The sequence below is a fragment of the Streptacidiphilus rugosus AM-16 genome, from assembly GCF_000744655.1.
Taxonomy (GTDB): Bacteria; Actinomycetota; Actinomycetes; order Streptomycetales; family Streptomycetaceae; genus Streptacidiphilus; species Streptacidiphilus rugosus.
Genome location: NZ_JQMJ01000004.1, coordinates 1,944,037 through 1,971,009 on the forward strand (window position 1 = coordinate 1,944,037; position 26,973 = coordinate 1,971,009).

A 26,973-nucleotide genomic window follows, 5' to 3' on the forward strand; every position below is an offset into this window, starting at 1 on the left:
GCGACTGAACCTGGCTGCACAAAAGGAACGCCCCCTTCACCGGAGGTCCGGTGTCGGGGGCGTTCCTTCAGGTCGGTGGGACCTTAGTTCTCGTCGTCCTGGTCGATCAGGAACCCGCGCATCGGCTGGGGGGCCTGCTGCAGCGGGGGCTGCGGACGGACGGCTGCCATCGGCTGCGTCATCGCCGCCGGAGGCGTCGGCTGGGCGCCCGAGGGCTGGAAGCCGTTGCCGCCGAAGGACGGCTGCGGCTGGCCGCCGCCGAAGGACTGCTGGCCGCCGAAGGTCTGGCCGCCGCCGAAGGACGGGCCGCCCGAGCTCATCGGGGACGCGCCCACCGGGCTCATCTGCGGCTGCTGGGACAGGGGCGCAGCCGGCGGGAGCGAGGCGGTGGCGGGCTGACGCGGCGGGGCCAGGCTGTCGTCCGCCTGGGACTCCAGCTGACGCAGCTGCGTCTCCAGGTAGGACTTGAGGCGGGTGCGGTACTCACGCTCGAACGCACGCAGGTCCTCGACCTTGCGCTCCAGCGTGGCACGCGCCGACTCCAGCGAGCCCATCGCGACGCGGTGCTTCTCCTGGGCGTCCCGCTCCAGCGCGTCCGCCTTGGCACGGGCGTCACGCTCAAGGCCCTCGGCGCGGCTGCGGGCCTCGCCGACGATCTTGTTGGCCTCGGAACGGGCCTCGGCGATCGCCTGGTCGGCGGTCTGCTGGGCCAGGGCGAGCACGCGGGCCGCCGAGTCGTTGTTCGGCTGCTGCGGCTGCATCATCTGCGGCGGCTGCTGCTGCATCGGGGCGAGGCCGCCACCGAAGGTCTGGCCGCCCATGGGGCCGCCCATCTGCGGCGCCTGCTGGAGCTGCGGGGCACCCTGCAGCTGCGGGGCACCGGGAAGCGCCGGCTGGCCGCCCGGCAGCTGCGGCGGGCCGGGGTGGCCCATCTGCTGCATGTGCGGCGGCATGCCCTGCTGCGGCACCGGCGGGCCGGATATGGCGGCGGGCACCGGCGGACCGGGGCGCTGCTGCTGCATCTGCTGGGGGTGCTGCTGCGATTCCTGCGGCAGCTCCTTGCGCATGTTCTGCTGGTTCTGCGCGGCGGCACGCGTCGCTGCGGCCAGCTTGGCGCGCAGGTCCTCGTTCTCGCGCAGGAGTCGGGTCAGCTCTCCTTCGACCTCGTCGAGGAAGGCATCGACCTCGTCCTCGTCATAGCCTTCGCGGAGGCGGACGGTCGTGAACTGCTTGTTCCGAACGTCCTCGGGGGTCAATGCCATTTCTTCACCTCAACGTGATCGTCGGACAGCCGGGCATCTGCGTCGGTCACAGCGCCCCCACGACCTGGATCAAAATCAACACAATGATGATCAGCAGCATGAAGGCCAGATCGAGGGCCATGCCTCCGATCCGTACCGGATGGATCCACCTGCGCAGGAGTTTGAGAGGGGGATCCGTGACGGTGTAGATGCTTTCGAGCAGGACGACCATGGCCCGTCCCGGCTGCCAGTCGCGAGCGAAGAACTGGACCCAGTCCATCACCATGCGCGCCAGCAGCAGGACGAAGAAACACATCAGCACGATGTACAGCACCTGCCATACAACGCTCACCGTGTCTCCCCTCGCCCTTCACTTCTGTCAGCTCTGGTTGAAGAACCCGCCCTCGGCGATCCGTGCCTTGTCCTCCGCCGTTACATCGACGTTAGCAGGAGACAGCAGGAACACCTTCTGCGTCACGCGCTCGATGCTGCCGTGAAGCCCGAAGACGAGTCCAGCCGCGAAGTCTACGAGGCGCTTGGCGTCCGTGTCGTCCATCTCCGTGAGATTCATGATCACAGGAGTGCTGTCACGGAAGTGTTCCCCGATGGTACGGGCTTCGTTGTAGGTGCGCGGGTGCAGCGTGGTGATGCGGTAAGGCTCCCGGTCGGAGCCGGTCTTGGACGTGATCACCGGTGCGCTCTTCTCCAGAAGACGACGTTCGGGTGTGATGGACGCCACTGGCGCGATCCGCGGTTCGGGAGCACGCATGGGGGCGACGACGGCCGAGGCGGCCACCGGCGCGGCGACGGGAGCCGCGGCGGGGCGGGGCACCTCCTCGGTGCGTCCGGTCCGCATCGGCTCGGGCTCGGGGCCGTAGTCCTCGTCGTCAGGGTCGTAACCCTGAGCGTCGTAACCATCGTCCTCCACGAGACCGAGGTAGACCGCCATCTTGCGCATCGCGCCGGCCATACTCCTGTCCTCCGCTCTGTGGTGGATCGGCCCGGGGAGGTTCTACGATCCACGGTCTGCCCCGGTGACCTGCAGACGCAGCCGGGGGAGATTCCTGATTGTCCGGATTTGTTCTCCGGTCTGATCTTCTAACCGGTGACGTTACCGGAGCGCCTGCCGCGCACCCAGCACCGCCGTACCGACGCGCACGTGTGTCGCACCGGCAGCAATGGCCTCTTCCAAGTCTCCTGACATCCCGGCAGAGACCATCGTGGCAGCAGGATGCGCCTCCCGTACACGGGATGCGATTTCCGCCAGACGCCCGAAGGCACGGCGCGGGTCGCCCGCGAACGGTCCGACCAACGGCGCCACCGCCATCACTCCGTCAAGTCGCAAGCCAGGAGCGGCTGCTACGGCATCCGCCAGCGCTCCGACCTCACTGGGAGCCGCGCCGCCGCGGTGCTCGCCCTCGGGGGTCTCAGATTCCAGTCCGACCTGGATCAGGCAGCCCAGTTCGGAACGTCCGGATTTGACCACTTCCGCGGAGAGTGCGGAGACGAGCCGGAGCCGGTCCACGGAATGCACTCGGTCGGCGTAGCGCAGAACGGAGCGCACTTTGTTCGTCTGCAATTGCCCGACGAAATGCCATTCCAAGGACAGATCCCGACATTCCGCCGCTTTCGGGGCGGCGTCCTGGTCCCGATTCTCGGCGACGTCGCGGACCCCGAGTTCGGCGAGGAGCCGGGTGTCGGAGGCGGGATAGGTCTTGGTGACCACGACCAGCGTGACCTCGTCGCGCGGTCGGCCGACGGCGGCGCAGGCGGCGTCGATGCGCGCCTCGACGGATGTCAGATTCGCCCTGAGTTCGGCGAGACGCTCCGCAGATGTCAGATTTGTCACTTTTCTCCGCCGCCCAGCCAGATGTAGCTCGCCAACCGACCGGTGCGCGCCGCACGGCGATAGGAGAAATGGTCCTCGGACTCGAGGGTGCAGACGTGGGCCTCCCCCTCCCGCACCGCCACACCCTGCCGCGCCAGCTGCGCGCGGACTCCGGCGGGGATGTCGAGTGCGGGCGTGCCCCAGCCGGTCTCGGCGTGCGCCTCCGGCGTTCCGGCGGCGACCTCGGCGCGAAGCTCCTCCGGCACCTCGTAGCAGCGGCCGCAGACGCTCGGCCCGACGACCGCGGTGATCTTCTCCGCGCCCAGCTCGCGCATGAGGGCGACAACGGTGTCGGCGACGCCCTTGGCGAGTCCGGGCCGTCCGACGTGCGCGGCGCCGACGACCCCGGCGGCGGGGTCGGCGAGCAGGATCGGCGTGCAGTCGGCCGTGAGCACGGCCAGGGCCAGGCCCGGAACCCGGGTGGCGACGGCGTCGACGGCCGGAGCCTCGCCGTCCGCCTGCCTGCCGTCGGCGACGAAGCCTTCGGCGCCGTGCACCTGGTTCATCCAGACCACGTCGGCGGGGTCGATCCCGAGAGCGGCGGCGGCGAGCCGCCGGTTCTCCCGAACGGCGGCGGGATCGTCCCCGACCGCGCCTCCGAGGTTCAGCTCGGCGAAGGGCTCGACGCTGACCCCGCCCCACCTGTCGGTGAACGCGGCCCGCACGCCCCACCCGAGATCAATCCGCTGCCCGATCATGCGATCACCTTATGGCACACGAGAAGCACGACAGGGGCGCGGGGAACTGCGCGAGAAACCACCCTGAGGAGATGGCCCTGCTCGCTCGGCGACCCACCACCGGGGTGGCTTGTCGCGCAGTTCCCCGCGCCCCTGGAGGTCGTGCGACTCCTACTTGAGGAAGTCCGGGACGTCCAGCTCCTCCGCCGCCGAGTCGACGTACGGCGGGCGCGGAGGCGCCTGCTGCGGGACCGGGGGGACGGTCGGCTCGGGCGCCGGCCGCGGGGTGTCCTCGGCGCGCGGCACGCTGCCCAGCGTGTGGACGCTGCGGCCGGCCGCCGTCGAGCCCGTGGCGCGGGGGAAGTCCGGGGTCGCGTTCGCGTTCGTGCGCTCGGTGCCGGTTCGGACGACCGGCTCGCGGACGATCGGGGTCGGCTGGCCGCCGTCGAAGCCCGCCGCGATGACGGTGACGCGGACCTCGTCGCCGAGCGCGTCGTCGATGACCGCGCCGAAGATGATGTTCGCCTCGGGGTGCGCCGCCTCGCTGACCAGCTGGGCGGACTCGTTGATCTCGAACAGGCCGAGGTCCGAGCCGCCGGAGATGGAGAGCAGCACGCCGCGGGCGCCGTCGATGGACGCCTCCAGCAGCGGCGAGGAGATCGCCATGACCGCCGCCGCCTTCGCCCGGTCCTCGCCGCGCGCCGAGCCGATGCCCATGAGGGCCGAACCCGCGCCGCTCATGACCGACTTGACGTCGGCGAAGTCGAGGTTGATCAGACCCGGGGTGGTGATCAGGTCGGTGATGCCCTGGACACCGGAGAGCAGCACCTGGTCGGCCGAGCGGAACGCGTCCAGCACGCTGACCTGGCGGTCCGAGATGGACAGCAGGCGGTCGTTCGGGATCACGATCAGCGTGTCGACCTCCTCGCGCAGCTGCGCGATGCCGTCCTCCGCCTGGTTGGCGCGGCGGCGGCCCTCGAAGGTGAACGGGCGCGTGACCACGCCGATCGTCAGGGCGCCGAGCGAGCGGGCGATGTTGGCCACCACGGGCGCGCCGCCGGTGCCTGTGCCGCCACCCTCACCGGCCGTCACGAAGACCATGTCGGCCCCCTTGAGGACCTCCTCGATCTCCTCGCGGTGGTCCTCGGCTGCCTTGCGGCCGACCTCGGGGTTGGCGCCGGCGCCGAGCCCACGGGTGAGTTCGCGACCGACGTCGAGCTTCACGTCGGCGTCGCTCATCAGCAGCGCCTGCGCGTCGGTGTTGATCGCGATGAACTCGACGCCCTTGAGACCGACCTCGATCATCCGGTTGATGGCGTTCACGCCGCCGCCGCCGATACCGACGACCTTGATGACTGCGAGGTAGTTCTGGGGTGCTGCCACGTCGAAGGCCTCTCGCCTCGGATCTGTCTTCTCATACCGAAGGGGCGGTGCTTCCGACGCTCCCGACCCGAACCCTAAACATGAGGTTTAGAGTTAATGCTATGTCACTGCTGCATTATCCACTGTCACTAGGACACTAGGTCTCCTGGCATGTCGGTTCAATGGACACGCCGAGCGAGCAGTTTTTTCTTGTGAGCCTATGTGATCAAAGGTCCGTGCCGTTACCCGGGGGTCAACCAGAGTCGGGGCTACGCCGACGCCCCGTCAAGACCACGGCCCCCGGGAGCTGCTCGGGTTCGCTCAGGATCGCAGCGCCGGATCGGTCGGTGCGCTCACGTCGTATCCCTTCGCGTCCTGTTTCATCAGGGCCGCCAGCACCACGGCTTTGCGCGCGCTCTGATCGGGGCTGCCCCAGTAGACGGTCGCCCCCGAGCTCAGCGTCAGCTCGATGTCGTCGTACGAATGAACGACGACCGCGGTCGTCCGGTGCGCTATCGCGGTCGGCAACACCTTGGCCACCTCGACCGCTCCGGCCACCAGAAGCTGCTCGGGGAATTCCGGCAGTGCGCCCTTTCCCGCCGCGGAGAGCTCGAGTTGGACCACCGGCACGCCGGTCGGCGGCTTCGGCAGGGTTGCGAAACGGACGCCCCCGGCGTCCTCCAGCGTGTACGACCCGCCCGTGCCGCGCACGGCCGCGACGGGGTTGCGCTCGGTGACCGCGATCCGCACCGCGTGCGGCCAGGAGGTGCTGACGACCACGTGGTCGACCCGCGGCAGCGCCTTCCTGACGCGGTCGGCGACGCCGTCGGTGTCCAGCCGTTCCAGCGGGCCGCCCAGGGGGACCCGGGCGGCGGCGAGCACCTGATCCGCGGTCAGCACCCTGGTGCCGGTCACGCTGACCGTGCGCACGTCGAAGACCGAGGAGAAGAGGACCAGCCAGACGCCGGTGCCCAGCAGCGCGGCGACCAGGGCGCAGATCACGCCGATGCCGCGCCGCGACAGCTTGAGCTTCGGCCGGGGCGGACGCTCCTGGTCCGGCCCCGGGGTCTCCCGCTCCTCCTCGACCCCGACGTACTCAGCCACGACGGCGGGCGCTCCCCCGGTGGGCCTCGATCGCCTCGTAGACCATCTGAGCCAGCAGCTGGTCCGCGTCGCGGCGGCCGAACTCGGCGGCGGCGTGGCTCATCTGCCACAGCCGCTGCGGGTCGGTCAGCACCGGCAGCAGCTGCGAGAGCACCCAGTCCGCGGTCAGCTCGGCGTCGTCCACCAGCAGGCCGCCGCCCGCACGGACGACGGGCTGGGCGTTGAGGCGCTGCTCGCCGTTGCCGATCGGCAGCGGCACGAAGGCGCCCGGCAGGCCGACGGCGGCCAGCTCGGCGACGGTCATGGCGCCGGCCCGGCAGAGCATCAGATCGGCGGCCGAGTAGGCCAGGTCCATCCGGTCGATGTACGGCACCGCCCGGTAGGGCGGCATGCCCGGCAGGTCGTCGCTGTGCGGGACCTCGTTCTTGGGTCCGACGGCGTGCAGGATCTGCACGCCGTACTGCTGCAGCCGCGGCGCGACGGCCTGGATGGTCTCGTTGAGCCGCCGGGCGCCCTGGGAGCCGCCGGAGACCAGCAGGGTCGGCAGGTTCTGCTCCAGGCCGAAGTACTGCCGCGCCTGCGGTCGGGCCAGGCCGCGGTCGAGGGTGGCGATGGTGTGCCGCAGCGGGATGCCGATGTAGCGGGCGTCGCGGAACTTGCTGTCCGGGGTGGCCACGGCCACGAAGTCGGTGTAGCGGGAACCGATCTTGTTGGCGACGCCGGGACGGGCGTTGGCCTCGTGGATCACGATCGGCACGCCGCTGCGCTTGGCCGCGAAGTAGGCGGACATGGCGACGTAGCCGCCGAAGCCGACGACGGCGTCGGCCTTGGTCCGCTCCAGCACGTCCTGGACCGCCTTGACGGTGTTGCGCAGCCGTCCCGGCAGGGTGATCAGGTCGCCGGAGGGCTTGCGCGGCAGGGCGACCTTGGGGATCAACGCGAGCTCGTACCCGCGTTCGGGGACCAGCCGCGTCTCCAGACCCTGCGAGGTGCCCAGCGCGGTGATGCCGACCGTGGGGTCGTTGCGCCGCAGCGCGTCCGCCAATGCCAGTGCGGGCTCGATATGCCCGGCGGTGCCACCGCCGGCGAGTACGACATGCACCGAAATTCACCGCTCCTTGTGGGGCAGCCGGAGGAACCGGCGCCGCGCCTGCTTGTTTCCCTTACGCCTGTTGCGCCTGCTCCGTGCGGCGAACGCCGCCTTCGCCCCCGGCTCGCTGCGTGCGAAGCAGAGCAGCATGCCGATCGCGAACATGGTCGGCAGCAGCGCGGACCCGCCATAGGAGAACATCGGGAGGGGGACGCCCGCGATGGGCAGAAGTCCCAGCACCGCACCAATGTTGATCGTGGCCTGGGCCATGATCCAGGTGGTGGCGCCTCCCGCTGCGTACCTGATGAACGGCTCCTTCGTGCGTACGGCCACGCGGATACCCGCATACCCTAGTGCCGCGAAGAGAACGAGGACGGACACGGTCCCCGCCAGACCCAGTTCCTCACCCGTGACGGCGAAGATGAAGTCGGTGTGGGGCTCCGGAAGTTGGCCCCACTTCTCGATGCTGCCGCCGAGTCCGGCCCCGAACAGCCCGCCGGAGGCGAGCGCCCAGATGCCGTGCACGGCCTGGAAACAGGAGCCGTCCTTGGCGACGTGGGTCGCCCCGATGCAGGACAGCCGGTTGAGCCGGTGCGGCACGGTGATGATGAGAGCGGCGCTGGCCAGCAGCGCGAGCACCGCCGACATGGTGAACAGGCGCGTGGGCGCGCCGGCCAGCCACAGCAGGCCGAAGAGCAGCGCGCAGATGATCATCGCGGTGCCCATGTCACCGCCGGCGAGCACGAGCGCGAGCAGCAGGAGTCCCATCGGGACGAGCGGGATGAGCAGGTGCTTCCACTCGCCGAGAGTCTTCATCTGCTGTTTACGCGCGAGGAGGTCGGCCGCCCAGAGGACGAGCGCGAGCTTGGCGAACTCGGAGGGCTGGATCTGGAAGAAGCCGCCGAGCCTGATCCAGTTCCTGTTGCCGTTCACGGCGACGCCGATGCCGGGAACCATCACGGCGAGCAGGAGGGCGAGGACGCCGAGCAGCAGCGGGTAGGCGAGCGCGCGGTGCGCCCGTGCGGGCATGCGTACGGCGAGGTAGAGCAGGCCGCCTCCGATGACGATGGAGATCAGCTGCTTCTTGAAGTAGTAGTCGAAGGGCAGTCCGTCGAGCCTGGCCTGGATCTGGGACGCCGAGAAGACCATCACCAGCCCGAGCACGAGGATCAGCGCGGCGGACCCGAGGATCAGGTAGTACGGCGTCAAAGGCCGTTCCAGCCCGCGCTGGAACCTCTCCCACGCCCCCTTCACGGCCCCGAACCGGGCGGTGGACCGGAAGGTCGCGACATTCGCCTGCGGCACTTCGGTGGTCCTCTCCCCTGCGTAACGCCTGTCGGCGAGAGACCTTACCGGCTCGGAGCTGACCCGCCCCGGAGGCAGACGGGCGAGTTGCCCACCTCAGCGGGCGCAGACGAGAAACCAGGCAAGGCCTCAGCGGGCGCAGGGGAGAAACCAGGCAAGGCCTCGGGGGCGCGAGGAACTGCGCGAGAAACCACCCCGTGCGGATGGCCCTGCGCGTTGAGGACCATCTGCTCGCCAGTGGCTCGGCCGCGCAAGGTTCCCCGCGCCCCTGGGTGTTGCAACTCCCCTTTGCAGTGAGGTACCGCACCCGCGCGGCGGAGCCGCGCAGTTGCTCGCGCCCCTGAGGGTGGAGCAACTGGCCCTGTGTTCGAAGGCGGAGCCTTACAGCGCGTGGACCGCGGCAGCGAACATGTCGCCGCGTTCGCCGTAGTTGGTGAACATGTCCATCGACGCGCAGGCCGGGGCCAGCAGAACGGTGTCGCCCGGTTCGGCGAAGCCGCCCGCCGCGTCGACGACCGCGCGCATCGCGGGTTCGCCGGTGACGCCGTCGGGGAGTTCGAAGACCGGGACGTGCGGCGCGTGCCGCTCCAGCGCGGCGCGGATGACGGCGCGGTCCGCGCCCATCAGGACCGCGGCGCGGAGCCGCGGCGTCGCCGCGGAGACCAGGTCGTCCATGTCCGCGCCCTTGGCCAGGCCGCCGGCGATCCAGACCACCGACTCGTACGCCGCCAGCGACGCCGCCGCGGCATGCGGGTTCGTCGCCTTGGAGTCGTCCACGTAGGCCACGCCGCCCACCTCCGCCACGAAGGCGATCCGGTGCGCGTCGGGCCGGAAGGCCCGCAGGCCGTCGCGGACGGCGCGGGGTTCGACGCCGTAGGCGCGGGCCAGCGCCGCCGCGGCCAGCGCGTCGGCGATGTTGTGCGGGGCGCTCGGCTGGACGTCCTCGACCGAGGCCAGCTCCGCGGCCGCGTGCCGGCGGTCAGGGATGAAGGCGCGGTCGACCAGCAGGCCGTCCACCACGCCCAGCTGGGCCAGCGCGGGCGCGCCCAGCGTGAAGCCGACGGCCCGGCAGCCCTCCTCCACGTCCGCCTCGCGGACCAGCGCCTCCGTCGCCTCGTCGGCGACGTTGTAGACGCAGGCGACCACGTTGCCCTCGTAGATCCGGCCCTTGTCGGCCGTGTAGGCCTCCATCGAGCCGTGCCAGTCGAGATGGTCGGGGGCCACGTTGAGGACCACGGCCGAGTACGGGCGCAGGCTCGGCGCCCAGTGCAGCTGGTAACTGGAGAGCTCGACCGCCAGCACGTCGTAGGGCTCGTCCGCGAGCACCGCGTCCAGCACCGAGACGCCCACGTTGCCCACGGCCGCCGTGCGCCTGCCGGCCGCGGTGAGGATCGAGGCGAGCATCCGGACCGTCGTGGTCTTGCCGTTGGTGCCGGTGATCGCCAGCCAGGGGGCCGGCTCGCCGGTCGCGGGGAGCGGGCGGCGCAGCCGCCAGGCGAGCTCGACGTCACCCCAGACGGGGATGTCGAGCTTCTCCGCCGCCTGGAACAGCGGCGAGTAGGGGGGCCAGCCGGGAGCGGTCACGATGAGCTCGGTGTCGTCCGGCAGCGAGTCGCCGTCGCCGAGGCGGACGGTGACGCCGAGCGCCCGCAGCTCCTCGGCCTGCGCCTGCTGGCGCGGTCCCTCGCCGCCGTCGACGACGGTGACCACCGCGCCGAGGCCGTGCAGCACCTTCGCCGCCGGGACGCCGGAGACGCCCAGGCCGGCCACGGTGACGTGCAGCTTTTCCCAGTTCATGGGGTTCTCCCAGTTCACGGGGCTCTCCCGGTTCGTGGCCCCCTCGCTCACGAGGACGTGACCCAGCCAGCGTAGAAGAGGCCGAGGCCGACGGCGACGCACAGACCCTGGATGATCCAGAACCGGACCACGATCAGGACCTCCGACCAGCCCTTCAGCTCGAAGTGGTGCTGGAGCGGCGCCATCTTGAAGACGCGCTTGCCGGTCATGCGGAACGAGCTGACCTGGATGATCACGGAGAGGGTGATCAGCACGAAGAGTCCGCCGAGGATGGCGAGCAGCATCTCGGTGTGCGAGCAGATCGCCAGGCCGGCCAGCGCGCCGCCGAGGGCCAGCGAGCCGGTGTCGCCCATGAAGATCTTCGCGGGCGAGGTGTTCCACCACAGGAAGCCGAAGCAGGCGCCCATCAGCCCGGCCGCGACCACCGCCAGGTCGAGCGGGTCGCGGACCTGGTAGCACTGGGCCCCGGCGGTCAGCGCGGAGCCGCAGGTCTGGCCGTACTCCCAGATGCCGATGAAGACGTAGGCGCCGAAGACCATCACCGAGGCGCCGGTGGCCAGGCCGTCCAGACCGTCGGTGAGGTTCACGCCGTTGGACATGGCCAGGATCATGAAGATCGCCCAGAGGGCGAACAGCACCGGGCCCAGCGACCAGCCGAAGTCGGTCACGAAGGAGAGCTTGGTGGAGGCGGGCGTGGTCCCGGCGTGGTCGGGGAAGCGAAGCGCGCCGACCGCGAAGACGATGCCGACGATCAGCTGCCCGGCCATCTTGGCCTTGGCGCGCAGACCGAGCGAGCGCTGCTTGACGATCTTGATGTAGTCGTCCAGGAAGCCGACCAGGCCCATCCCCGCGAAGAGGAAGAGCACCAGCAGCCCGGACGCGGTGGGCTTGCTGCCCATGATCAGGTGCGTCATCGCGTACGCGACCAGCGTCGCGAGGATGAACGCGATGCCACCCATCGTGGGCGTGCCGCGCTTGCTGTGGTGGGCCTGCGGACCGTCGTCGCGGATCATCTGGCCGTACCCGTGGCGGGCCAGGATCCGGATCAGCACCGGGGTGCCGACCAGCGAAAGGAAGAGTCCGATCGCGGCGGCGAAGAGGATCGCCTTCATCAGCTGCTCGCCTCCCCCGCCGACAGCGGCTCAGCCAGCAGCGCGGCGGCGACCTTCTCCAGGCCCACCGAACGGGACGCCTTCACGAGGACCACGTCCCCCGGTCGGACCTGCTCCCGGAGCAGCTCGATCGCGCTATCCGCGTCGGGCACCAGCACCGATTCCTCACCCCACGAACCTTCGTTCCTCGCGCCCAGCTCCATGCAGGCTGCCTCCCGGCCGCCCACCGCCACCAGCTGCGCGATGTTCAGCCGGACCGCGAGCCGGCCCACGGCATCGTGCTCGGCGAAGGACTCCTCGCCGAGTTCCCGCATCTCCCCCAGGACCGCCCAGGTGCGGCGGCCCTGGGGGCCCCTCCCGCCGATCGCCGCGAGCGCGCGCAGGGCGGCCCGCATCGAGTCGGGGTTGGCGTTGTAGGCGTCGTTGATCACGGTGACGCCGTCCGAACGCTCCGTCAGCTCCATCCGCCACTTGGACAGGCTTCCCGCCGTGCCCAGGGCTGCCGCGATGTCGGCGACGTCCATGCCGCACTCGGTGGCCACCGCGGCGGCGGCGAGGGCGTTGGCGACGTGGTGCTCACCGTAGAGCTGCAGGGCGACCGGCGCGGAACCGGAGCGTGTGCTCAAGGTGAACGAGGCCCGCCCGGCGGCGTCCAGCCGCACGTCCGCGGCGCGCACGTCGGCGTCCTCGGCCTCGCCGAAGTACACCACCCGCGCGACGGTCCGCGAGGCCATCGCCCGCACCAGCGGGTCGTCGCCGTTCAGCACCGCGACGCCCTCGGCGGTCAGCGACTCGACCATCTCGCCCTTGGCCTGGGCGATGCCCTCGCGGCTGCCGAACTCGCCCAGGTGCGCGGTGCCGACGTTGATGACCAGGCCGATCCTGGGCGGGGTGATCGCGCAGAGCTCGGCGATGTGGCCCTTGCCGCGCGCGCCCATCTCCAGCACCAGGAACTCGGTGTCCTGCTGCGCCTTCAGCGCGGTCAGCGGGAAGCCGATCTCGTTGTTGAACGAGCCCTCGGTGTACTCGGTGCGGCCCTTGGTGCGCAGCACCTGGGCGATCAGGTCCTTGGTGCTGGTCTTGCCGGTGGAACCGGTCAGCGCCACGACGGTGGTGTCGGTCAGCCGCTCGGTGACCGCGTGGGCGAGCCTGGCCAGGGCGTCGAGCACGTCGTCGACGACGACGGCCGGCACGCCGACCGGGCGGCTCGCGAGCACCGCGGCCGCGCCGGACTCCGCGACGGCGCGCGCCGCGTAGTCGTGGCCGTCGACATGCTCGCCGGCCACGGCGACGAACAGCGCACCCGGGGTGACCAGACGCGAGTCGTGCACCACCGGGCCGGTGACCCGGATCGTGGGGTCGGACGTGTCGGCGAGCGTCCCTCCGGTGGCCTCGGCCACCTCAGCGAGGGTGAGGGGGATCACGTTGGCTCTACTCCTCGATGTCCCTGGTCGGTTCGGTCACGGTGCCGGCGGCGCCGGCGTTGATGGCTTCGCGCAGCACGACGCGGTCGTCGAAGGGCCGGACCTCGCCCTTGGCGTACTGACCGACCTCATGCCCCTTGCCGGCCACCAGGATCGAGTCGCCCGCGTGGGCCCTGGCCACCGCGGCCGCGATGGCGCGGGCCCGGTCGGGCTCGACGAGCACCGCGGCGCGCTCGGTCTCCGGCACCTCGACGGCCCCGGCGAGCATCGCGGCGAGGATCGCCAGCGGATCCTCGGACCGCGGGTTGTCGCTGGTCAGCACGGCGGTGTCGGCGTAGCGGGCGGCGATGGCGCCCATCGGGCCGCGCTTGAAGGGGTCCCGGTCCCCGCCGCAGCCGACCACGACGTGCACCTGTCCCTTGGTGACCTCGCGCAGCGAGCGCAGCGCGCCCTGGAGGGCGTCCGGCTTGTGCGCGTAGTCGACCACGGCGAGGTAGGGCTGTCCGGCGTCGACCTGCTCCATCCGCCCCGGCACGCCCGGCACGGCCGCGACCCCGGCGACGGCCGCCTCCAGCGGCAGCCCCGCGGTGACGGCGGCGGCGATGGCGGCCAGCGCGTTGGCGACGTTGAACGGTCCGGGCAGGGGCGAGGCCGCGTCGGCGGCCTGGCCGTCGGGGCCGACCACGCGGAAGTGCGAACCCGCGTGTCCCAGCTGGACCTGCTCGGCGCGCCAGTCGGCGGTCGGCTCGCCCTCCGCGGAGTAGGTGACGACCGGCACCTCGGCCTCGCCGGCCAGCCTGCGGCCCCAGCGGTCGTCGATGTTGACCACGCCCACACGGGAGCGGCGCGTCGTGAACAGCGCGGCCTTGGCCCGGTAGTAGTCGTCCATGTCGGGGTGGAAGTCGAGGTGCTCCGGGGTCAGGTTGTTGAAGACCGCGACGTCGTAGACCACGCCGTCGACCCGGCCGAAGACCAGGGCGTGGCTGGAGACCTCCATGGCGACCGCGTCCGCGCCCGCCTCACGCATCATCGCGAGGACCGCGTGCAGGTCGGTGGCCTCGGGGGTGGTCCGCTCGCTCTTGATCCGCTGCTCGCCCACCCGCATCTCGACGGTGCCGAGCAGACCGGGCGTGTGGCCCGCGCCGCGCAGCGCGCCCTCGATCAGATAGGCGGTGGTGGTCTTGCCGCTGGTTCCGGTGACGCCGATGGTGAGCAGCTGCTCGGCGGCGCGGCCGTAGATCGCGGCGGCCAGCTCGCCGATCCTGCCGCGCGGCTGCGGCACGACGAGCAGCGGGACGCCGCAGTCTGCGGCGCGCTCGGCGCCGGTCTCGTCGGTGAGCAGGGCGACGGCGCCGGCCGCGACGGCCTGGGCGGCGAAGTCCGCGCCGTGCGCGTTGGCGCCCGGCAGGGCCGCGTAGACGTCGCCCGGACGGACTGCGCGCGAGTCGTGGGTGATCCCGGTGACCGTGACCTCGGGGCCCTCGACGCTCAGCCCGAGCTGCGCCCCGACCTGGGCGAGCGGAAGCCCGGCGGTGGTGCGGGGGCGGAGCGAGGGCTGATCACGATGGGGCACGGCGGTGAGGTTACCCGTACCGGTGCTCTCGGGGCCAAGTGGGGAGTCGGTCACCATGTGCATGCCGCCGTTCGTGCCGTTCATCGGGGTATCGCCGTCCTTACCTCTCGCGAGCTTGCCTCTCGGGTCCTGCTCACCGCCTGCCCCGCCCGTCACCAGTTCACCGGCAGGTTCGCCGGGGCCGCGCCGGTGGGGGGAGTCTGCAGGGTCTTCAGTGCGAACTCCATGACCTGCTTGAAGACCGGCCCGCACAGCTGACCGCCGAAGTGCGCGCCCACCGGCTTCTGGATCACGCAGGAGACGGTGACCCTGGGCCGGTCGGCGGGAGCGAAGCCGATGAAGGAGGCGGTGTAGCCGCTGTAGCCGGTGGCGGTCGCCCGGTTGGCCGTGCCGGTCTTCCCCGCGACGAGATAGCCGGGGATCTTCGCGCTGGTGCCGGTCCCCAGCTCGCTGCCGACGACGGACTGGAGCATCGCCGCCAGCGAGGACGCGGTCTGCGCGCTGACCACGCGGGTGGTCGCGGGCGCGGGCGCGGGCGTGTACCGGCCGTCGGGTCCGGTGGTCCCCTCGACCAGACTCGGCGCGATCCTGACCCCACCGTTGGCGATGGTCGAGTACACCGAGGTGGTCTGCAGCGCGTTGACGGCCAGGCCCTGGCCGAAGGGGATGGTGTACTGCTGCGAGCCGTTCCACTTGTCGGGGGTGGGCAGAATGCCCTGGGTCTCCCCGGGGAACCCGAGCCCTGAGGGCTGTCCGATGCCGAACTTGGTCAGGTAGTCGTAGAGGACCTGGTTCGCCTGCTGCTGGGTGCTGCCCAGATGCTCGGCGGCGAGGATGGTGCCGATGTTGGAGGACTGCGCGAGCACGCCGTTGAGGGTGAGCTGCTCGGTGCCGTGCGCGACGTCGTCGTGGAAGACCCGGTCGGACCTGGGCAGCGAGCCGGGCACGGTGACGTGGGTGAGCGGCGTCGCGACGTTCTGCTGCAGCACCGCCGCCATGGTCATCAGCTTGCTGACCGAGCCGGGCTCGTAGGCGTCGCTGAGGGCGGGGTTCCCGATCGCGGCGGGGTCGGCGTGGGCGAGGTCGTTGGGGTCGAAGCCGGGGGCCGACGCCATGGCCAGGATCTTGCCGTTCGTCACGTCCTGCACGATCACGTACCCGCCGAGGGCCTGGCTCTTGGCGACCTGGTCGGAGATGGCCTTCTGCGCCTCCCACTGGATGTCGCTGTCCAGCGTCAGCCGCAGGCTCGAACCCGGCACCGGGGCCTGCTCGTGCTGGCCGCCGGCCGTGGGCACCTCGCGGCCGTTGGCCTGGGCGTACACCTGCTTGCCTTCGGTGCCCTTGAGCAGTTTCTCGTACTGCTGCTCAAGGCCTCCGGAGCCGACGCCCTCGGCGTTGACGAACCCCAGCACGTTGGCGGCGAGGCCGCCGTCGGGGTAGACGCGCTTGTCGTGGCGGGTGTGGAAGACCGAGGCGAGCGGGTTGGCGCAGGCGGCGTCGACGCGGCCGGTGTCGCCGGCCTTCTGCGCGAGCAGGTTCTCGGTGAGGCAGTGGCCCCGGGAGGCGTTGTCGGCGAGCTTGGCGCTGAGGGCGCTGATCTGGTTCCAGGTCTGCGGGGTCTGCTGACGGATCAGCAGGCGGTACATGTCCTTGGAGTTCTTCGCGGTCAGCGCGGCCGTGAGGGCCTGCGGGTCCATGCCCAGGATCGGCGCGAGCAGCGCGGCGGCCTGGGCGGGACCGCCGGTGACGTGCAGCTGCTCGGGGGTGAGCATGGTCGGGTCGGCGGTGATGTCGTAGGCGGTGACGGTGGTGGCGAGGACGTTGCCCGCGGCGTCGGTGATCGCGCCGCGCTGGGCCGCGAGCGGGGTGGTGACGTAGCGGTTGGCGCTGGCCTCGTCGGCGAGCGCGGTGGAGTCCAGGAACTGGATCTGCACGAGCCGCCCGAAGAACAGCGCGAACACCGTCCCGAGCGCGACCACCATCAACCGCAGCCGCTTCCGCGGCTCCCCCAGCCGCAGCACGACACCCCCTCCGGCCCGCGCGTACCCCTCCGCCCGCACCCCCACCCGCCGCCCGGGCCCCGAGCCCCGACCCCCGGAACCCCCGCGCGCAGCGCTGCCGCGAACGGAACCTGCGGCGGAGCGTGCAGCCGAGCCCCGGCCGCCCCCGCCGCCGGCGGCACCGGACGGACCGCTCGAACGCGAGCCTCCGGCCGCGCTGCGCGAGCTGTAGCCGGCCCGCGCACCACCGGACCGAGGCGCCGGGGCGGAACCCCGGCCGCCGTCCTGCCCGCGCGGGCCGCCCCCACCGTAGGAGTCCTGGTCGCCCCCGCGTGCGGCCCCGCCGCGCGCGGAACGCGCAGCCGAACCCCGACCGCCCTCGCCGCCGGCGGCACTGGACGAGCCGCTCGAACGCGAGCCTCCGACAGCACCACGCTGGGCGCCGTACCCGTCCCGCGCAGCACCGGAGCGGGGCGCGGGGGCAGAACCCCGGCCACCGTCCTGCCCCCGCGCAGCGCGCGAGGCGGAACCGCCGGCGGAACCAGCAGCAGAACCCCGACCACCCTCACCGCGCGAGCCTCCGACAGCACCACGCTGCACGCCGTACCCGTCCCGCGCGGCACCGGAGCGCGGCGCAGGGGCGGAACCCCGGCCACCGTCCTGTCTGCGCGGGCCGCCGCCGTAGGCGTCCTGGTCGCCGCCGCGTGCAGCGCCGCCGCGAGGAGAACCTGGGGCGCCGCCCTGGCCGCTGCCCTCACCGCGCGGAGCGCCCGGGCGGGCGGGGCGAGGGGGTCGGGGGTCGCGGGGGTCGCGGGGGGTCTGGGGCATGGTTCGGTGGCTCCGTCAGTGGCCGGAGGGCTGGGTCGCGGGCATGGCCGTCGGAGTGCTCGGGTGCGGCGAGGAGGGGGCCGAGGCCGAGGGCGAAGCCGTCGGGGACGGTGCGGCGGGGAGCGGGGAGGGGGCGCCCAGGGTCCTGCCGTTGTCCGTCAGGAAGGCCGGGTTGCCGCTCGGCACCATGCCGAGGCCCCGGGCCCGCGCGGCGAGCGCGTCCGGCGCGGACCAGCCGTCGATCTGCTGCTGCAGGCCCTGCCGCTCGTTCTGCAGGGACGTCGTCTGCCGCTGGAGCTTCGAGACCGTGAACCCGCCCTGGCTCAGCGCCGTGTTCAGCATCAGCAGCGCGATCAGGCCGGTGGCCAGCAGCACCATCACCAGCAGCGCGAACGGCCCCCGCCCCGCCTTCGCGGAGCGACCCGCGCCTCCCCTCCCGACTGCCACCTGCACGCACTCCCATCGACGTCGATCACTGCCCGGCGCGTTCCCTGATTCTCTCCACCGCCCGCATCCGCACCGGCTTGGCACGGCGGTTCTCGGCGAGTTCCTCCTCGGTCGGCAGCTCCGCGCCGCCGCGCGTCAGCAGCTTGAGTCTCGGCTGGTGCTCCTCCGGCACGACCGGCAGTCCGGGCGGGGCGGTCGTGGCCGCGCCCTGCGCGAAGAACCCCTTCACCAGCCGGTCCTCCAGCGAGTGGTACGAGAGCACGACCATCCGGCCGCCGACCGCCAAGGCGTCCAGCGCGCCGGGAATGGCCCGTTCCAGCACCGACAACTCCCCGTTGACCTCGATCCGCAGGGCCTGGAAGGTGCGCTTCGCCGGGTTGCCCCCGGTCCGCCGCGTCGCCGCGGGAATCGCGTTGCGCACCAACTCCACGAGACGCGCGCTGCGGGCGAACGGTTCCTTGTCCCGCTCCCGCACGATCACCGAGGCGATCTTCCCGGCGAAGCGCTCCTCGCCGTAGACCTTGAGGATGCGGGCGAGCTCGCCGTGCGAGTAGGTGTTCAGCACCTCCGCCGCGCTGATCCCGACCGTCTGGTCCATCCGCATGTCCAGCGGCGCGTCCTGCGCGTAGGCGAAGCCGCGGTCCGCCTCGTCGAGCTGCATGCTGGAGACGCCCAGGTCGAAGAGGGCGCCCTGGATCCGGTCGACGCCGAGCCCGGCCAGCACCTCGGGGATCTCGTCGTAGACCGCGTGCACCAGCGTCGCGCGCTCGCCGAAGGGGGCCAGCCGTTCACCCGCCAGGCGCAGCGCCTCGGGGTCGCGGTCGACCGCGACCAGGCGGGCCTCGGGGAACTCGCGCAGCAGCGCCTCGCTGTGGCCGCCGAGCCCGAGCGTCGCGTCGACCACGACCGCGCCGGGCGCGGCCAGCGCGGGGGCCAGCACCTCGAGGGTGCGCCGGAGCATCACCGGGACGTGCTTCGCGTTGTCCGCGGCGGAACTCATCGGGGGCCTCTCTGCTGCGGCCCGCACCGACGGGTCCCCGCCCGCTCGCCCGGTGGGGGGCTGTACCCACACGGGTGCGGAGCCCTCTGGCGCCGGGGAAGAGGCGTCAGCGGGGCAGCCACGCGTGGATGCCGAGCGGGTGGAGGCCGGTGGGTACGGGCCCTCAATACATGCTCAAGAACGTACGGAGCGTCTTTTCTGACACTCCTTCGACGTCGCGCCACTCTACTCCACGGCTCACCCGGGTCAATCGAACGGCACGGCCGACACCCCGTCCGGGTGACGAAGGAAACCCCTGGTCAGCAGGGTTCCGTTCGACGTGGGGGGCGCGCGTCGTGACCGGGCGCGCCCCCCCACGCGGCGATCGTTCACACGGGCGGCGGAGTCCCCGCCCGGGCGGGGGCGACCGCCGGCCACCCGCCCCGGGCCACAGCGCCGCCTTCGCCCCTTTCCCGCCCTGTCGCTCCGGGGAATTCCCACTACGGTCATATCTATGACCACGACGCCCGATGCCCCGCACCTCGGCGAGACGTCCCCGACCCAGGAGGACGGCTCCCCCGAGTCCATCATCGACAGCTTCGTCGCCCGCAACCGCGACTACGCCACCCAGTACCGCGACGGCGGCATGGACGCCCGCCCGGTCCAGCGCGTCGCCGTGGTGGCGTGCATGGACGCCCGCCTCGACGTGCACGCCGCGCTCGGCCTGGAGCTGGGCGACTGCCACATCATCCGCAACGCCGGGGGCGTGGTCACCGACGACACCATCCGCTCGTTGACGGTCAGCCAACGCGCACTCGGGACCCGCTCGATCGCCCTGATCCACCACACCGGCTGCGGCCTACTGAGCCTCACGGAGGACTTCCGGGTGGATCTCGAGCGTGAGGTCGGCATCCGCCCCTCCTGGGCGCTGGAGTCCTTCACCGATCTGGACCAGGACGTCCGCCAGTCGATGGCCAGGGTGCGCACCTCCCCCTTCCTCCTGCACCACGAGGACATCCGGGGATTCGTCTTCGACGTCCACACCGGTCTGCTGCGCGAGATCGAGCCGTAGGGACACCACGCAGGGCGCCGAGGGAACGGCGCCGGGGACACCTCGGCGAGCGGCGCCCCGGACCTGGTCCGGGGCGCTGCGGGCGCCATGATCTTTACGGCAAATCACCCCTTGTCAGCCAGTCGAGTGACGTAAACCGCCCGCGCAGGGAACAATGCGTCTCGGTGGGCCCCGCACCGGACGTGACGGGAGCCCGCGGACGGGGTACCTCCCAGCTAAGGGCTGAGGGAGGTTGGACGGGCCGAGGAGCAGCCGGGTGACGACCTTCGACAATCGCAGCGGTGTCGACCAGCAAGTCGACCAGCACGCGGAGACCCTCCCGCACGGGCCGTCCGGAACGCCGCTGGCCGAGCTCGACGCGGTGGTGGGCCGGATCCGCGCGTCGGTCGAGAGCGTGCTGGAGGGCAAGCCCGAGGCCGTGCACCTGGCGCTCACCGTGCTGCTCGCCGAGGGCCATCTGCTGATCGAGGACGTGCCGGGCGTCGGCAAGACCATGCTCGCCAAGGCTCTCGCGCGGTCCATCGACTGCACCGTGCGACGGATCCAGTTCACGCCCGACCTGCTGCCCTCGGACATCACCGGCACCAGCGTCTTCGAGCAGAACCGCAGGGAGTTCGAGTTCAAGCCCGGCGCGATCTTCGCGCAGATCGTGGTCGGGGACGAGATCAACCGCGCCTCCCCGAAGACCCAGTCCGCCCTGCTGGAGTCGATGGAGGAGCGCCAGGTCACCGTCGACGGCGTCAGCTACCAGCTGCCCGCGCCGTTCATGGTGGTCGCGACGCAGAACCCCATCGAGATGGAGGGCACCTACCCGCTGCCCGAGGCCCAGCGCGACCGTTTCATGGCCCGCATCTCCATCGGGTACCCGAGCGCCGAGGCCGAACTGCAGATGCTCGACGTGCACGGCGGCGCCTCCCCCATCTCGACGCTGCAGCCGGTCGCGCACACCGACGACGTGCTCAAGCTGATCGAGGTGGTCCGCCGGGTCCACGTCGCCGAGGATCTGCGCCGCTACGCGGTCGCCCTGGTCGCCGCCACCCGCACCACCCCCGAGCTGCGTCTGGGGGCTTCGCCCCGCGCGACGCTGCACCTGCTGCGCGCCGCCCGCGCCGCCGCCGCCCTGGACGGCCGCAACTACGTCATCCCCGACGACCTGCAGCGCCTGGCCGTCCCCGTGCTGGCGCACCGTGTGCTGCCGACCGCGGAGACCCAGCTGGGCCGGCGCACCTCCGAGGACGTCGTCGCGGACATCGTCCGCGCCCTTCCCATTCCGCAGCCCACCCGGGGGCGCTGACCGTGCCGCCGACCGAACGGCGGGCGGAGGGGACGCTGCGACAGGCTCTGGGAGGGCTGACGACGCGCGGCCGCTGCTTCCTGGCCGCGGGGCTGACCGCCGTCTTCTGCTCCTACCTGCTCGGCCAGTTCGCGCTGATGCGGGTCGGCCTGCTGCTGGCGGCGCTGCCGCTGTTCAGCGTCGCGCTGCTGGTCCGCACCCGCTACCGGGTGGCCAGCGGGCGGCGACTGTCGCCCTCGCGCACCCCGGCCGGCCAGGAGGCACGGGTCCACCTGCGGGTCGACAACGTCTCGCGGGTGCCCACCGGGCTGCTGATGCTGGAGGACCGCGTCCCCTACGTGCTGGGCCCGCGTCCGCGCTTCGTGCTGGACAGGGTCGAGCCGCGCGGACACCGGGAGGTGTCCTACCGGGTCCGCTCCGACCTGCGCGGACGCTACCCGCTCGGGCCGCTGCAGCTGCGGCTGGGCGACCCGTTCGGGCTCTGCGAGCTGACCCGCTCGTTCACCGCCTCCGACCTGCTCACGGTCGTCCCGCAGGTGCAGTCGCTGCCGCCGGTCAAGCTGACCGGCGAGTGGGCGGGCTTCGGCGACAGCCAGGCCCGCGCGGTGGCGCTGGCCGGCGAGGACGACGTGGTGCCGCGCGAGTACCGGCACGGCGACGACCTGCGCCGGGTGCACTGGCGTTCCACCGCCAAGTACGGCGAGCTGATGGTGCGCCGCGAGGAGCAGCCGCTGCGTCACCACGCCACGGTGCTGCTGGACACCCGCAGCCGCGGGCACCGCGGCTCGGGCCCGGCCTCCTCCTTCGAGTGGGCGGTCAGCGCCGCCGCGTCGATCGCGCTGCACCTGCTGCAGCTCGGCTACGAGGTGCGGCTGCTGACCGACACCGGCGAGCAGGTGACCGCCGCCGGGGCGCTGAGCGCGGGCGGCAGCGCCACCGAGGCGGCCGGTCTGCTGCTGGACCAGCTGGCCGTGGTCGAGTTCTCCGATGGCTCGGGTCTCTCCCGGGCGGAGGAGGTGCTGCGCCTGGGCGGCGAGGGCCTGCTGGTGGCGATCCTGGGCAGTCTGGACGAAGAGAAGCTGGCCGAGCTGTCCCGGCTGCGGCGCCGCTCGGGCTCCGCCGTGGCGCTGCTGCTCGACACCGACAGCTGGACGCTGCTGCGCGGCATCGGCGGCGCGGCCAACGGCGGCTCCGGCAACGGGAGCGGCGCCGGCCAGGGTCACGAGCACGGCAACGGCCAGACGGGCGCCGCGGGCGCCGGATCGGGGAACGGCTCGGCCGGCGAGGAGCCGGTCGACGCGCGCGAGCGGCACCAGCGGCTGCTGCGCGAGGCCGGCTGGCGGGTGCTGCCCGCCCAGTCCGGCGACTCGCTGCCCGAGCTGTGGCGGCTGCTCGGCCGCGCCGGCGGCGCGGGCGCGGGCTCCCGCCCGCCCCGCCACCCGGCCACGACGCCGGCCACCGCCACGACGGACGGCCGGAGCACCGCCACGCGCACGACCGACGGGGGATCGTGAGATGAACGCCCGCACGCGGATCGCCCTGACCGCCGCAGCGGCCACGGTACTGACGGCGACCTGCCTGTGGCCGCTGGTCCAGCCGACCAGCTGGCTCGTCGGGGCGACCTTCCTGCTCCTGCTGCTGACCTGCACCGGCGTGCTGGCACGGCGGCTGTCGCTGCCGCGCCCGCTGGTGCTGCTGGCGCAGGCGCTGGTCGCGGTGCTGCTGCTGACCGTCTTCTTCGCCGGCGACGTGGCGCTCTTCCACGTACTGCCGGGTCCCGGCGCGCTGAGCCGGCTCTGGAGCATCGCCGCCTCCGGCGCGGACGACATGTCGCACTTCAGCACGCCGGCCCCGGCCACGGTCGGGCTTCGGCTGCTGCTGACGCTGACGGTGCTGGGTATCGGCCTGCTGGTCGACGCGGTCGCGGTCACCTACCAGCGCGTCGCCCTCGCCGGTCTGCCGCTGCTCACGCTCTACGCGGTGGGCACCGGCATCCACCCGCACGGGCCGATCTGGCTGTGGTTCCTCCTCTCCGCCTTCGGCTTCCTGACCCTGCTCATGGCCGAGGGGCGGGACCGGGTCGCCCGCTGGGGCCGGATCTTCCACGGCAGCGCCGGGACCATGGCCGGTGAGAGCACCAGCCCGCTCACCGCCTCCGGCGCCCGCATCTCGGTCCTCGCGGTGATCACCGGTCTGCTGCTGCCGCTGATGATGCCCTCCGTGGGCACCGGCATCGTGGCCGACTTCGGCGGGGGCGGCAGCGGCCCCGGCAACGGCAACGGCGTCATCACCGCCGTCGACCCGCTGGCCTCGCTCGCCGTCAGCCTGCAGCAGAACGTGCCGATGCCGGTGCTCAGCTACCGCTCCACCTCGAACGACCCCGGCGACCAGTACCTGCGGATCGTCGACCTGTCCCAGTTCAACGGCGTCTCCTGGAGCACCGGCACCCAGCGGGCGCTCAGCCTGCCGGCCTCCCTCGGCACCCCGCAGGACCTCGCGTCCTGGGTGCAGCGCACCCAGGTCAGGACCGAGATCACGACCCAGCTGGGCTACGTGCAGCAGTGGCTGCCGATGCCGTACCCGGCGACCGGGCTGAAGGTCCAGGGCGACTGGCGCTGGGAACCCGAGGGCCGCACGGTCATCGGCGGCAGCAGCAACCAGACCGCGGCCGACCTCGACTACCTGGTGGACAGCCTCGCGCTGCACCCGAGCCAGGAACAGCTGCGCAACGCGGGCCCGGCCCCGGACCAGATCAAGCACAACTACCTGGCCCTGCCGCCGGACCTGCCACCGGTGGTGGCCGCGACGGCGCGGTCGGTGACCGCGGGCGCCTCCAGCGACATCGACAAGGCGCTGGCCCTGCAGGACTGGTTCACCGGCGGCAGCTTCGCCTACGACACCAAGGTCCCGGTGAGCACCGGCCCGAACGCGCTGGCCGACTTCCTGGCCCGCAAGCGGGGCTTCTGCGTGCACTTCGCCTCGGCGATGGCCGCGATGGCGCGCAGCCTCGGCATCCCCTCGCGGGTCGCGGTCGGCTTCGCCCCCGGTCGCCAGCAGCAGGACGGCAGCTGGCTGGTCTCCACCACGAACGCGCACGCCTGGCCGGAGCTGTACTTCAACGGCGTCGGCTGGCTGCGCTTCGAGCCCACCCCGACCATCGGCTTCGCGCCCGGTTACGTCGCCGCTGCACCGCAGGCGACCAGCAACCCCACCATCGGGGCGACCGCCACGGCGGGGGCGCAGCCGAGCAGTTCCTCGCACAGCCTGGCCTGCACCACGCTGGAGCGCCACCTCGGCGACTGCGGCGCCGACCAGGGTTCCCTGGGAGTCCACCACAGCCAGTCCCCGCTGTCGCTGACCTCGCCGCTGGGCCTGGCCGGCTGGGCACTGGTCGGGCTGCTGCTGGTCCTGCTGCTGGTGCCGATGCTGTGGCGGCTGCGGGCCCGCCGGACCAGGCTGCGGCGCAGCCCGGCCGGCGGGGCCGGTCCGACCACGCTGACCGAGCAGCAGGTGCTGGCGGCCTGGCGCGAGTTGATCGACACCGCCTGGGACCTGGGCATCCCGCCCGACGCCGCCGAGACGCCCCGGCACACGGCGTCCAGGATCACCGAGCTCGGCGAGCTCGCTCCCGGCCCGAGCGCGGCGGCGGGACGGCTCGCCCTGGCCACCGAGCAGGTGCTGTACGCACCGGAGATCTCCGTGCGGCTGTCGCTGCGCCAGGACGTCCGGGAGGTCAGGGACGGGCTGGCGGCCAGGTCCGACCGGCGGACCAGGGTCAGGGCGGTCGTGCTGCCGCCCTCCTCGTCCCGGCTCTACCGCGGCCTGTGGCGGCGGACCCGGGCCAGGATCGCGGACACGACCCGACGCGGGGCCGCGGCCCTGAGGAACGGACTGCGCCTCCGGCGCTAGGACCCTTCCAGCCGCGGCGCCCGGCACGGTCGGCCGACCGTGCCGGGCGCCGGTGACTATCCGTGCAGGTAGACGATGCCGAGCTTGGTCAGCTGCCACTGCTGGCCCGCGGCGCCGGTGTCGGGCTGCAGGACGGTGATGTGGTTGCCGGCCGAGTCGGTGGCGCCGGTGCCGAGGGTGAGCACCATGCCGGTGTTCTGCGAGTCGGCGATCTCGTAGGTGCCGTAGCCCGCGGGCTTGAAGACCCAGTGCTGGTTGCCGCCGCCGTTGCAGCCCCACTGCTCCAGCGTGGTGCCGGCCGCGGTGCTCGCGCCGGTGGCGTCCAGGCACATGTCGCGGTTGCCGCTGAAGTCCAGTTCGTAGCTGCCGCCGGACTTGACCTCGAAGACGAAGGACTCGTTCAGTCCGCCGGCCGCGGGATAGGTGATGGCCGGTCGGCCGTTGGTGCTGTCGCCGTAGCTGCCGCCGCCGGAGAAGTCGAGCACCTGGCCGTTGGCCTTGTTGGTCAGCTGGTACCAGGCGCCGTCCTCGGGGATGTCGCCGAAGGAGGCGACGCCGGGGTTCAACGGCATGATCGTGGTGCCGTCCTGCTGGTCCAGGGTGCAGTAGGCCTCCTGCTGCGCGGGCTGGTCGTAGAAGTCCGCGAGGCAGGCCCCCTCCGCCTTGTAGCCGGCCACGCGCGGGTGGTACGACTGCCGGACCTCGTCGGTGCACAGGCCGGCGACGCCGATCGACTGGTCGCAGCCGTTGCGGGTGAGCTCGCCGACGTCGATGACGTCACCGTTGATGTACTCGTACGGCGAGCTGGTCCACTCGGCACAGACCTCGTGCCCGTAGGAGACCCGGCGCTGGTCCAGGAACCGCACTCCTGGCACGGCCTCGGCGGCCGCCCGCTCGGTGTCGTCCAGCTGCGGCACGACCCAGTTGTGGGCCCAGGCGGCGTCCTCGGGGAAGCCGGGGCAGCCCTGGGCGACCTTGGCCGCGTAGGTGTTGCTGCGGATGTCCGGGGTGATCGGGGTGAAGTACGAGTTCACCACCAGCTGGTAGGAGCCGTCCGCGTAGCCGGCGTTCCGCATGGTCTGCCGGATGTCGGTCAGCGCCGCCTCGACCTTGGGCAGCACCGCCTTGGCACGGGCGGTGATGGCCGCGCTGCCGATGGTGTCCCGGCAGCCCTTGGACTGCGGGATCGGGAAGTACGCGGTCAGGCAGGAGACGACGATGCCGGTGAAGTCGAAGTCGTCGTTGGCGCCGATGGTCACCACGACCATCTTGACGTTGTAGTTCGCTGCGGTCTGGGCCAGCTGGACGTCCTGCTTCGGCTCGCCGTAGTCACCCCCGCCCGGCCCGGTGATCTTGGCGAGGGTCGGGTCGGAGGTCAGGTCCCCGGTCTGCGCGCCGGAACAGGCGAGGTCGATCGGGGTGACGCCGGTGATGCCGGTGTCGAAGATCAGCGACTGGTTGTGCCGGTGGCAGAAGTCCTTGGGACCGTCGGTGCCGGCCATGTACGCGTCGCTGGTGTCGGTGCCGGCGCCCTCGCCGGAGATCGCACTGTCACCCATCGAGACGATGGCGGCGGGACGGGTGTCGGTCCCGGTGGCCGCGGCTGGTTGCGCGGCGACCGTGCCCATGCCGCCGACGAGCGCGCAGACCGCGGAGGCGGCGAACGCGGCCCGGATTCTGAGCGTGGTCGTGCGGGCTGACCTGGCAGATCTGGTCACACAGAGCTCCTGAGGGTGGACGGGGAGTGCCCGGATCGCCCCTCAGCGTAGGTACCCATAGGTAACTTAACAAGAGCCATGCTCATGTTTTCTGCTGCGAGCACAACAAGGAGCGGGCCCCGGAGTCTCCTCCGGGGCCCGCTCCTGTACGTC

21 protein-coding genes are annotated in these 26,973 nt (G+C 72.1%); 4 read left to right on the top strand and 17 right to left on the bottom strand.

Annotation, left to right across the window (positions count from 1 at the left end; translation table 11 throughout):
- Positions 1-83 precede the first annotated feature (83 nt).
- From BS83_RS17950 to rsmH, 16 genes are all read right to left on the bottom strand, one after another.
- Positions 84-1,262: a DivIVA domain-containing protein gene (locus tag BS83_RS17950; RefSeq protein ID WP_037604774.1), complete on the bottom strand. Its 1,179-nt coding sequence runs from the start codon at positions 1,260-1,262 to the stop codon at positions 84-86.
- 46 nt (positions 1,263-1,308) lie between these two features.
- The gene (locus BS83_RS17955) at positions 1,309-1,593 is read right to left on the bottom strand and encodes a YggT family protein (protein ID WP_037604776.1); all 285 of its coding nucleotides are present in this window, start codon (positions 1,591-1,593) and stop codon (positions 1,309-1,311) included.
- A gap of 27 nt (positions 1,594-1,620) precedes the next feature.
- The gene (locus BS83_RS17960) at positions 1,621-2,211 is read right to left on the bottom strand and encodes a cell division protein SepF (protein ID WP_037604777.1); all 591 of its coding nucleotides are present in this window, start codon (positions 2,209-2,211) and stop codon (positions 1,621-1,623) included.
- Between the two features lie 141 nt (positions 2,212-2,352).
- The gene (locus BS83_RS17965; protein WP_037604779.1) at positions 2,353-3,090 is read right to left on the bottom strand and encodes a YggS family pyridoxal phosphate-dependent enzyme; all 738 of its coding nucleotides are present in this window, start codon (positions 3,088-3,090) and stop codon (positions 2,353-2,355) included.
- Positions 3,087-3,827, bottom strand: coding sequence for a peptidoglycan editing factor PgeF (gene pgeF / locus BS83_RS17970; protein WP_037604780.1), 741 nt, complete (start codon positions 3,825-3,827; stop codon positions 3,087-3,089). The genes BS83_RS17965 and pgeF overlap by 4 nt, the downstream gene beginning before the upstream one ends.
- A 150-nt stretch (positions 3,828-3,977) precedes the next feature.
- Positions 3,978-5,189, bottom strand: a complete 1,212-nt coding sequence (ftsZ, locus tag BS83_RS17975; protein ID WP_037604781.1) for a cell division protein FtsZ — start codon at positions 5,187-5,189, stop codon at positions 3,978-3,980.
- 300 nt (positions 5,190-5,489) lie between these two features.
- Positions 5,490-6,272 carry a cell division protein FtsQ/DivIB gene (locus BS83_RS17980; RefSeq protein WP_037604782.1) on the bottom strand — a complete coding sequence of 261 codons (783 nt, stop codon included), beginning with the start codon at positions 6,270-6,272 and terminating at the stop codon, positions 5,490-5,492.
- Positions 6,265-7,374: an undecaprenyldiphospho-muramoylpentapeptide beta-N-acetylglucosaminyltransferase gene (gene murG / locus BS83_RS17985; RefSeq protein ID WP_037604783.1), complete on the bottom strand. Its 1,110-nt coding sequence runs from the start codon at positions 7,372-7,374 to the stop codon at positions 6,265-6,267. The genes BS83_RS17980 and murG overlap by 8 nt, the downstream gene beginning before the upstream one ends.
- 6 nt (positions 7,375-7,380) lie before the next feature.
- The gene (ftsW, locus tag BS83_RS17990; RefSeq protein ID WP_084713639.1) at positions 7,381-8,667 is read right to left on the bottom strand and encodes a putative lipid II flippase FtsW; all 1,287 of its coding nucleotides are present in this window, start codon (positions 8,665-8,667) and stop codon (positions 7,381-7,383) included.
- Positions 8,668-9,048: 381 nt separating this feature from the next.
- A complete protein-coding gene (murD, locus tag BS83_RS17995) occupies positions 9,049-10,464 on the bottom strand; it encodes a UDP-N-acetylmuramoyl-L-alanine--D-glutamate ligase (RefSeq protein WP_037609298.1) in 1,416 nt (471 codons plus the stop codon).
- A 47-nt stretch (positions 10,465-10,511) separates the two neighbouring features.
- Positions 10,512-11,576 (bottom strand): phospho-N-acetylmuramoyl-pentapeptide-transferase, encoded by a 1,065-nt coding sequence (mraY, locus tag BS83_RS18000; RefSeq protein WP_037604784.1) that lies wholly within the window; start codon positions 11,574-11,576, stop codon positions 10,512-10,514.
- A complete protein-coding gene (locus BS83_RS18005) occupies positions 11,576-13,000 on the bottom strand; it encodes a UDP-N-acetylmuramoyl-tripeptide--D-alanyl-D-alanine ligase (protein WP_037604785.1) in 1,425 nt (474 codons plus the stop codon). The genes mraY and BS83_RS18005 overlap by 1 nt, the downstream gene beginning before the upstream one ends.
- A 7-nt stretch (positions 13,001-13,007) precedes the next feature.
- Positions 13,008-14,657, bottom strand: a complete 1,650-nt coding sequence (locus tag BS83_RS18010) for a UDP-N-acetylmuramoyl-L-alanyl-D-glutamate--2,6-diaminopimelate ligase (RefSeq protein WP_084713641.1) — start codon at positions 14,655-14,657, stop codon at positions 13,008-13,010.
- Positions 14,658-14,725: 68 nt separating this feature from the next.
- Positions 14,726-16,594: a peptidoglycan D,D-transpeptidase FtsI family protein gene (locus BS83_RS18015; protein WP_037604786.1), complete on the bottom strand. Its 1,869-nt coding sequence runs from the start codon at positions 16,592-16,594 to the stop codon at positions 14,726-14,728.
- Between the two features lie 822 nt (positions 16,595-17,416).
- A complete protein-coding gene (locus tag BS83_RS18020) occupies positions 17,417-17,848 on the bottom strand; it encodes an FtsB/FtsL family cell division protein (protein WP_232248399.1) in 432 nt (143 codons plus the stop codon).
- Between the two features lie 25 nt (positions 17,849-17,873).
- Entirely contained in the window at positions 17,874-18,848 is a 975-nt protein-coding gene (gene rsmH, locus BS83_RS18025) for a 16S rRNA (cytosine(1402)-N(4))-methyltransferase RsmH (protein ID WP_037604788.1), read from the bottom strand.
- A 493-nt stretch (positions 18,849-19,341) separates the two neighbouring features.
- On the opposite strand from rsmH, the gene BS83_RS18030 reads away from it, so the two are divergent.
- The 4 genes from BS83_RS18030 to BS83_RS18045 all read left to right on the top strand — a co-directional run bounded on the left by BS83_RS18030 (position 19,342) and on the right by BS83_RS18045 (position 25,102).
- Positions 19,342-19,899: a beta-class carbonic anhydrase gene (locus tag BS83_RS18030; RefSeq protein ID WP_037604789.1), complete on the top strand. Its 558-nt coding sequence runs from the start codon at positions 19,342-19,344 to the stop codon at positions 19,897-19,899.
- A gap of 256 nt (positions 19,900-20,155) precedes the next feature.
- On the top strand, positions 20,156-21,193 hold the full coding sequence (locus BS83_RS18035; protein ID WP_408641015.1) for an AAA family ATPase: 1,038 nt from the start codon (positions 20,156-20,158) through the stop codon (positions 21,191-21,193).
- Positions 21,194-21,195: 2 nt separating this feature from the next.
- Positions 21,196-22,707 carry a DUF58 domain-containing protein gene (locus BS83_RS18040; RefSeq protein WP_232248401.1) on the top strand — a complete coding sequence of 504 codons (1,512 nt, stop codon included), beginning with the start codon at positions 21,196-21,198 and terminating at the stop codon, positions 22,705-22,707.
- 1 nt (position 22,708) lies between these two features.
- Complete coding sequence (locus BS83_RS18045) at positions 22,709-25,102, top strand: transglutaminase TgpA family protein (protein ID WP_037604790.1); 2,394 nt, start codon at positions 22,709-22,711, stop codon at positions 25,100-25,102.
- 56 nt (positions 25,103-25,158) lie between these two features.
- Here BS83_RS18045 and BS83_RS18050 read toward each other — a convergent pair whose 3' ends face one another.
- A complete protein-coding gene (locus BS83_RS18050) occupies positions 25,159-26,820 on the bottom strand; it encodes an RICIN domain-containing protein (protein ID WP_232248402.1) in 1,662 nt (553 codons plus the stop codon).
- Positions 26,821-26,973: the final 153 nt, after the last annotated feature.

Bases quoted from the DNA above. Each gene is read 5' to 3' on its own strand.
- BS83_RS18030 (WP_037604789.1), top strand. From the start codon at position 19,342: ATGACCACGACGCCCGATGCCCCGCACCTCGGCGAGACGTCCCCGACC.
- mraY (WP_037604784.1), bottom strand. From the start codon at position 11,576: ATGAAGGCGATCCTCTTCGCCGCCGCGATCGGACTCTTCCTTTCGCTG.
- BS83_RS17960 (WP_037604777.1), bottom strand. From the start codon at position 2,211: ATGGCCGGCGCGATGCGCAAGATGGCGGTCTACCTCGGTCTCGTGGAG.
- pgeF (WP_037604780.1), bottom strand. From the start codon at position 3,827: ATGATCGGGCAGCGGATTGATCTCGGGTGGGGCGTGCGGGCCGCGTTC.
- BS83_RS17950 (WP_037604774.1), bottom strand. From the start codon at position 1,262: ATGGCATTGACCCCCGAGGACGTTCGGAACAAGCAGTTCACGACCGTC.
- BS83_RS18045 (WP_037604790.1), top strand. From the start codon at position 22,709: ATGAACGCCCGCACGCGGATCGCCCTGACCGCCGCAGCGGCCACGGTA.
- rsmH (WP_037604788.1), bottom strand. From the start codon at position 18,848: ATGAGTTCCGCCGCGGACAACGCGAAGCACGTCCCGGTGATGCTCCGG.
- BS83_RS18010 (WP_084713641.1), bottom strand. From the start codon at position 14,657: ATGAACGGCACGAACGGCGGCATGCACATGGTGACCGACTCCCCACTT.
- murD (WP_037609298.1), bottom strand. From the start codon at position 10,464: ATGAACTGGGAAAAGCTGCACGTCACCGTGGCCGGCCTGGGCGTCTCC.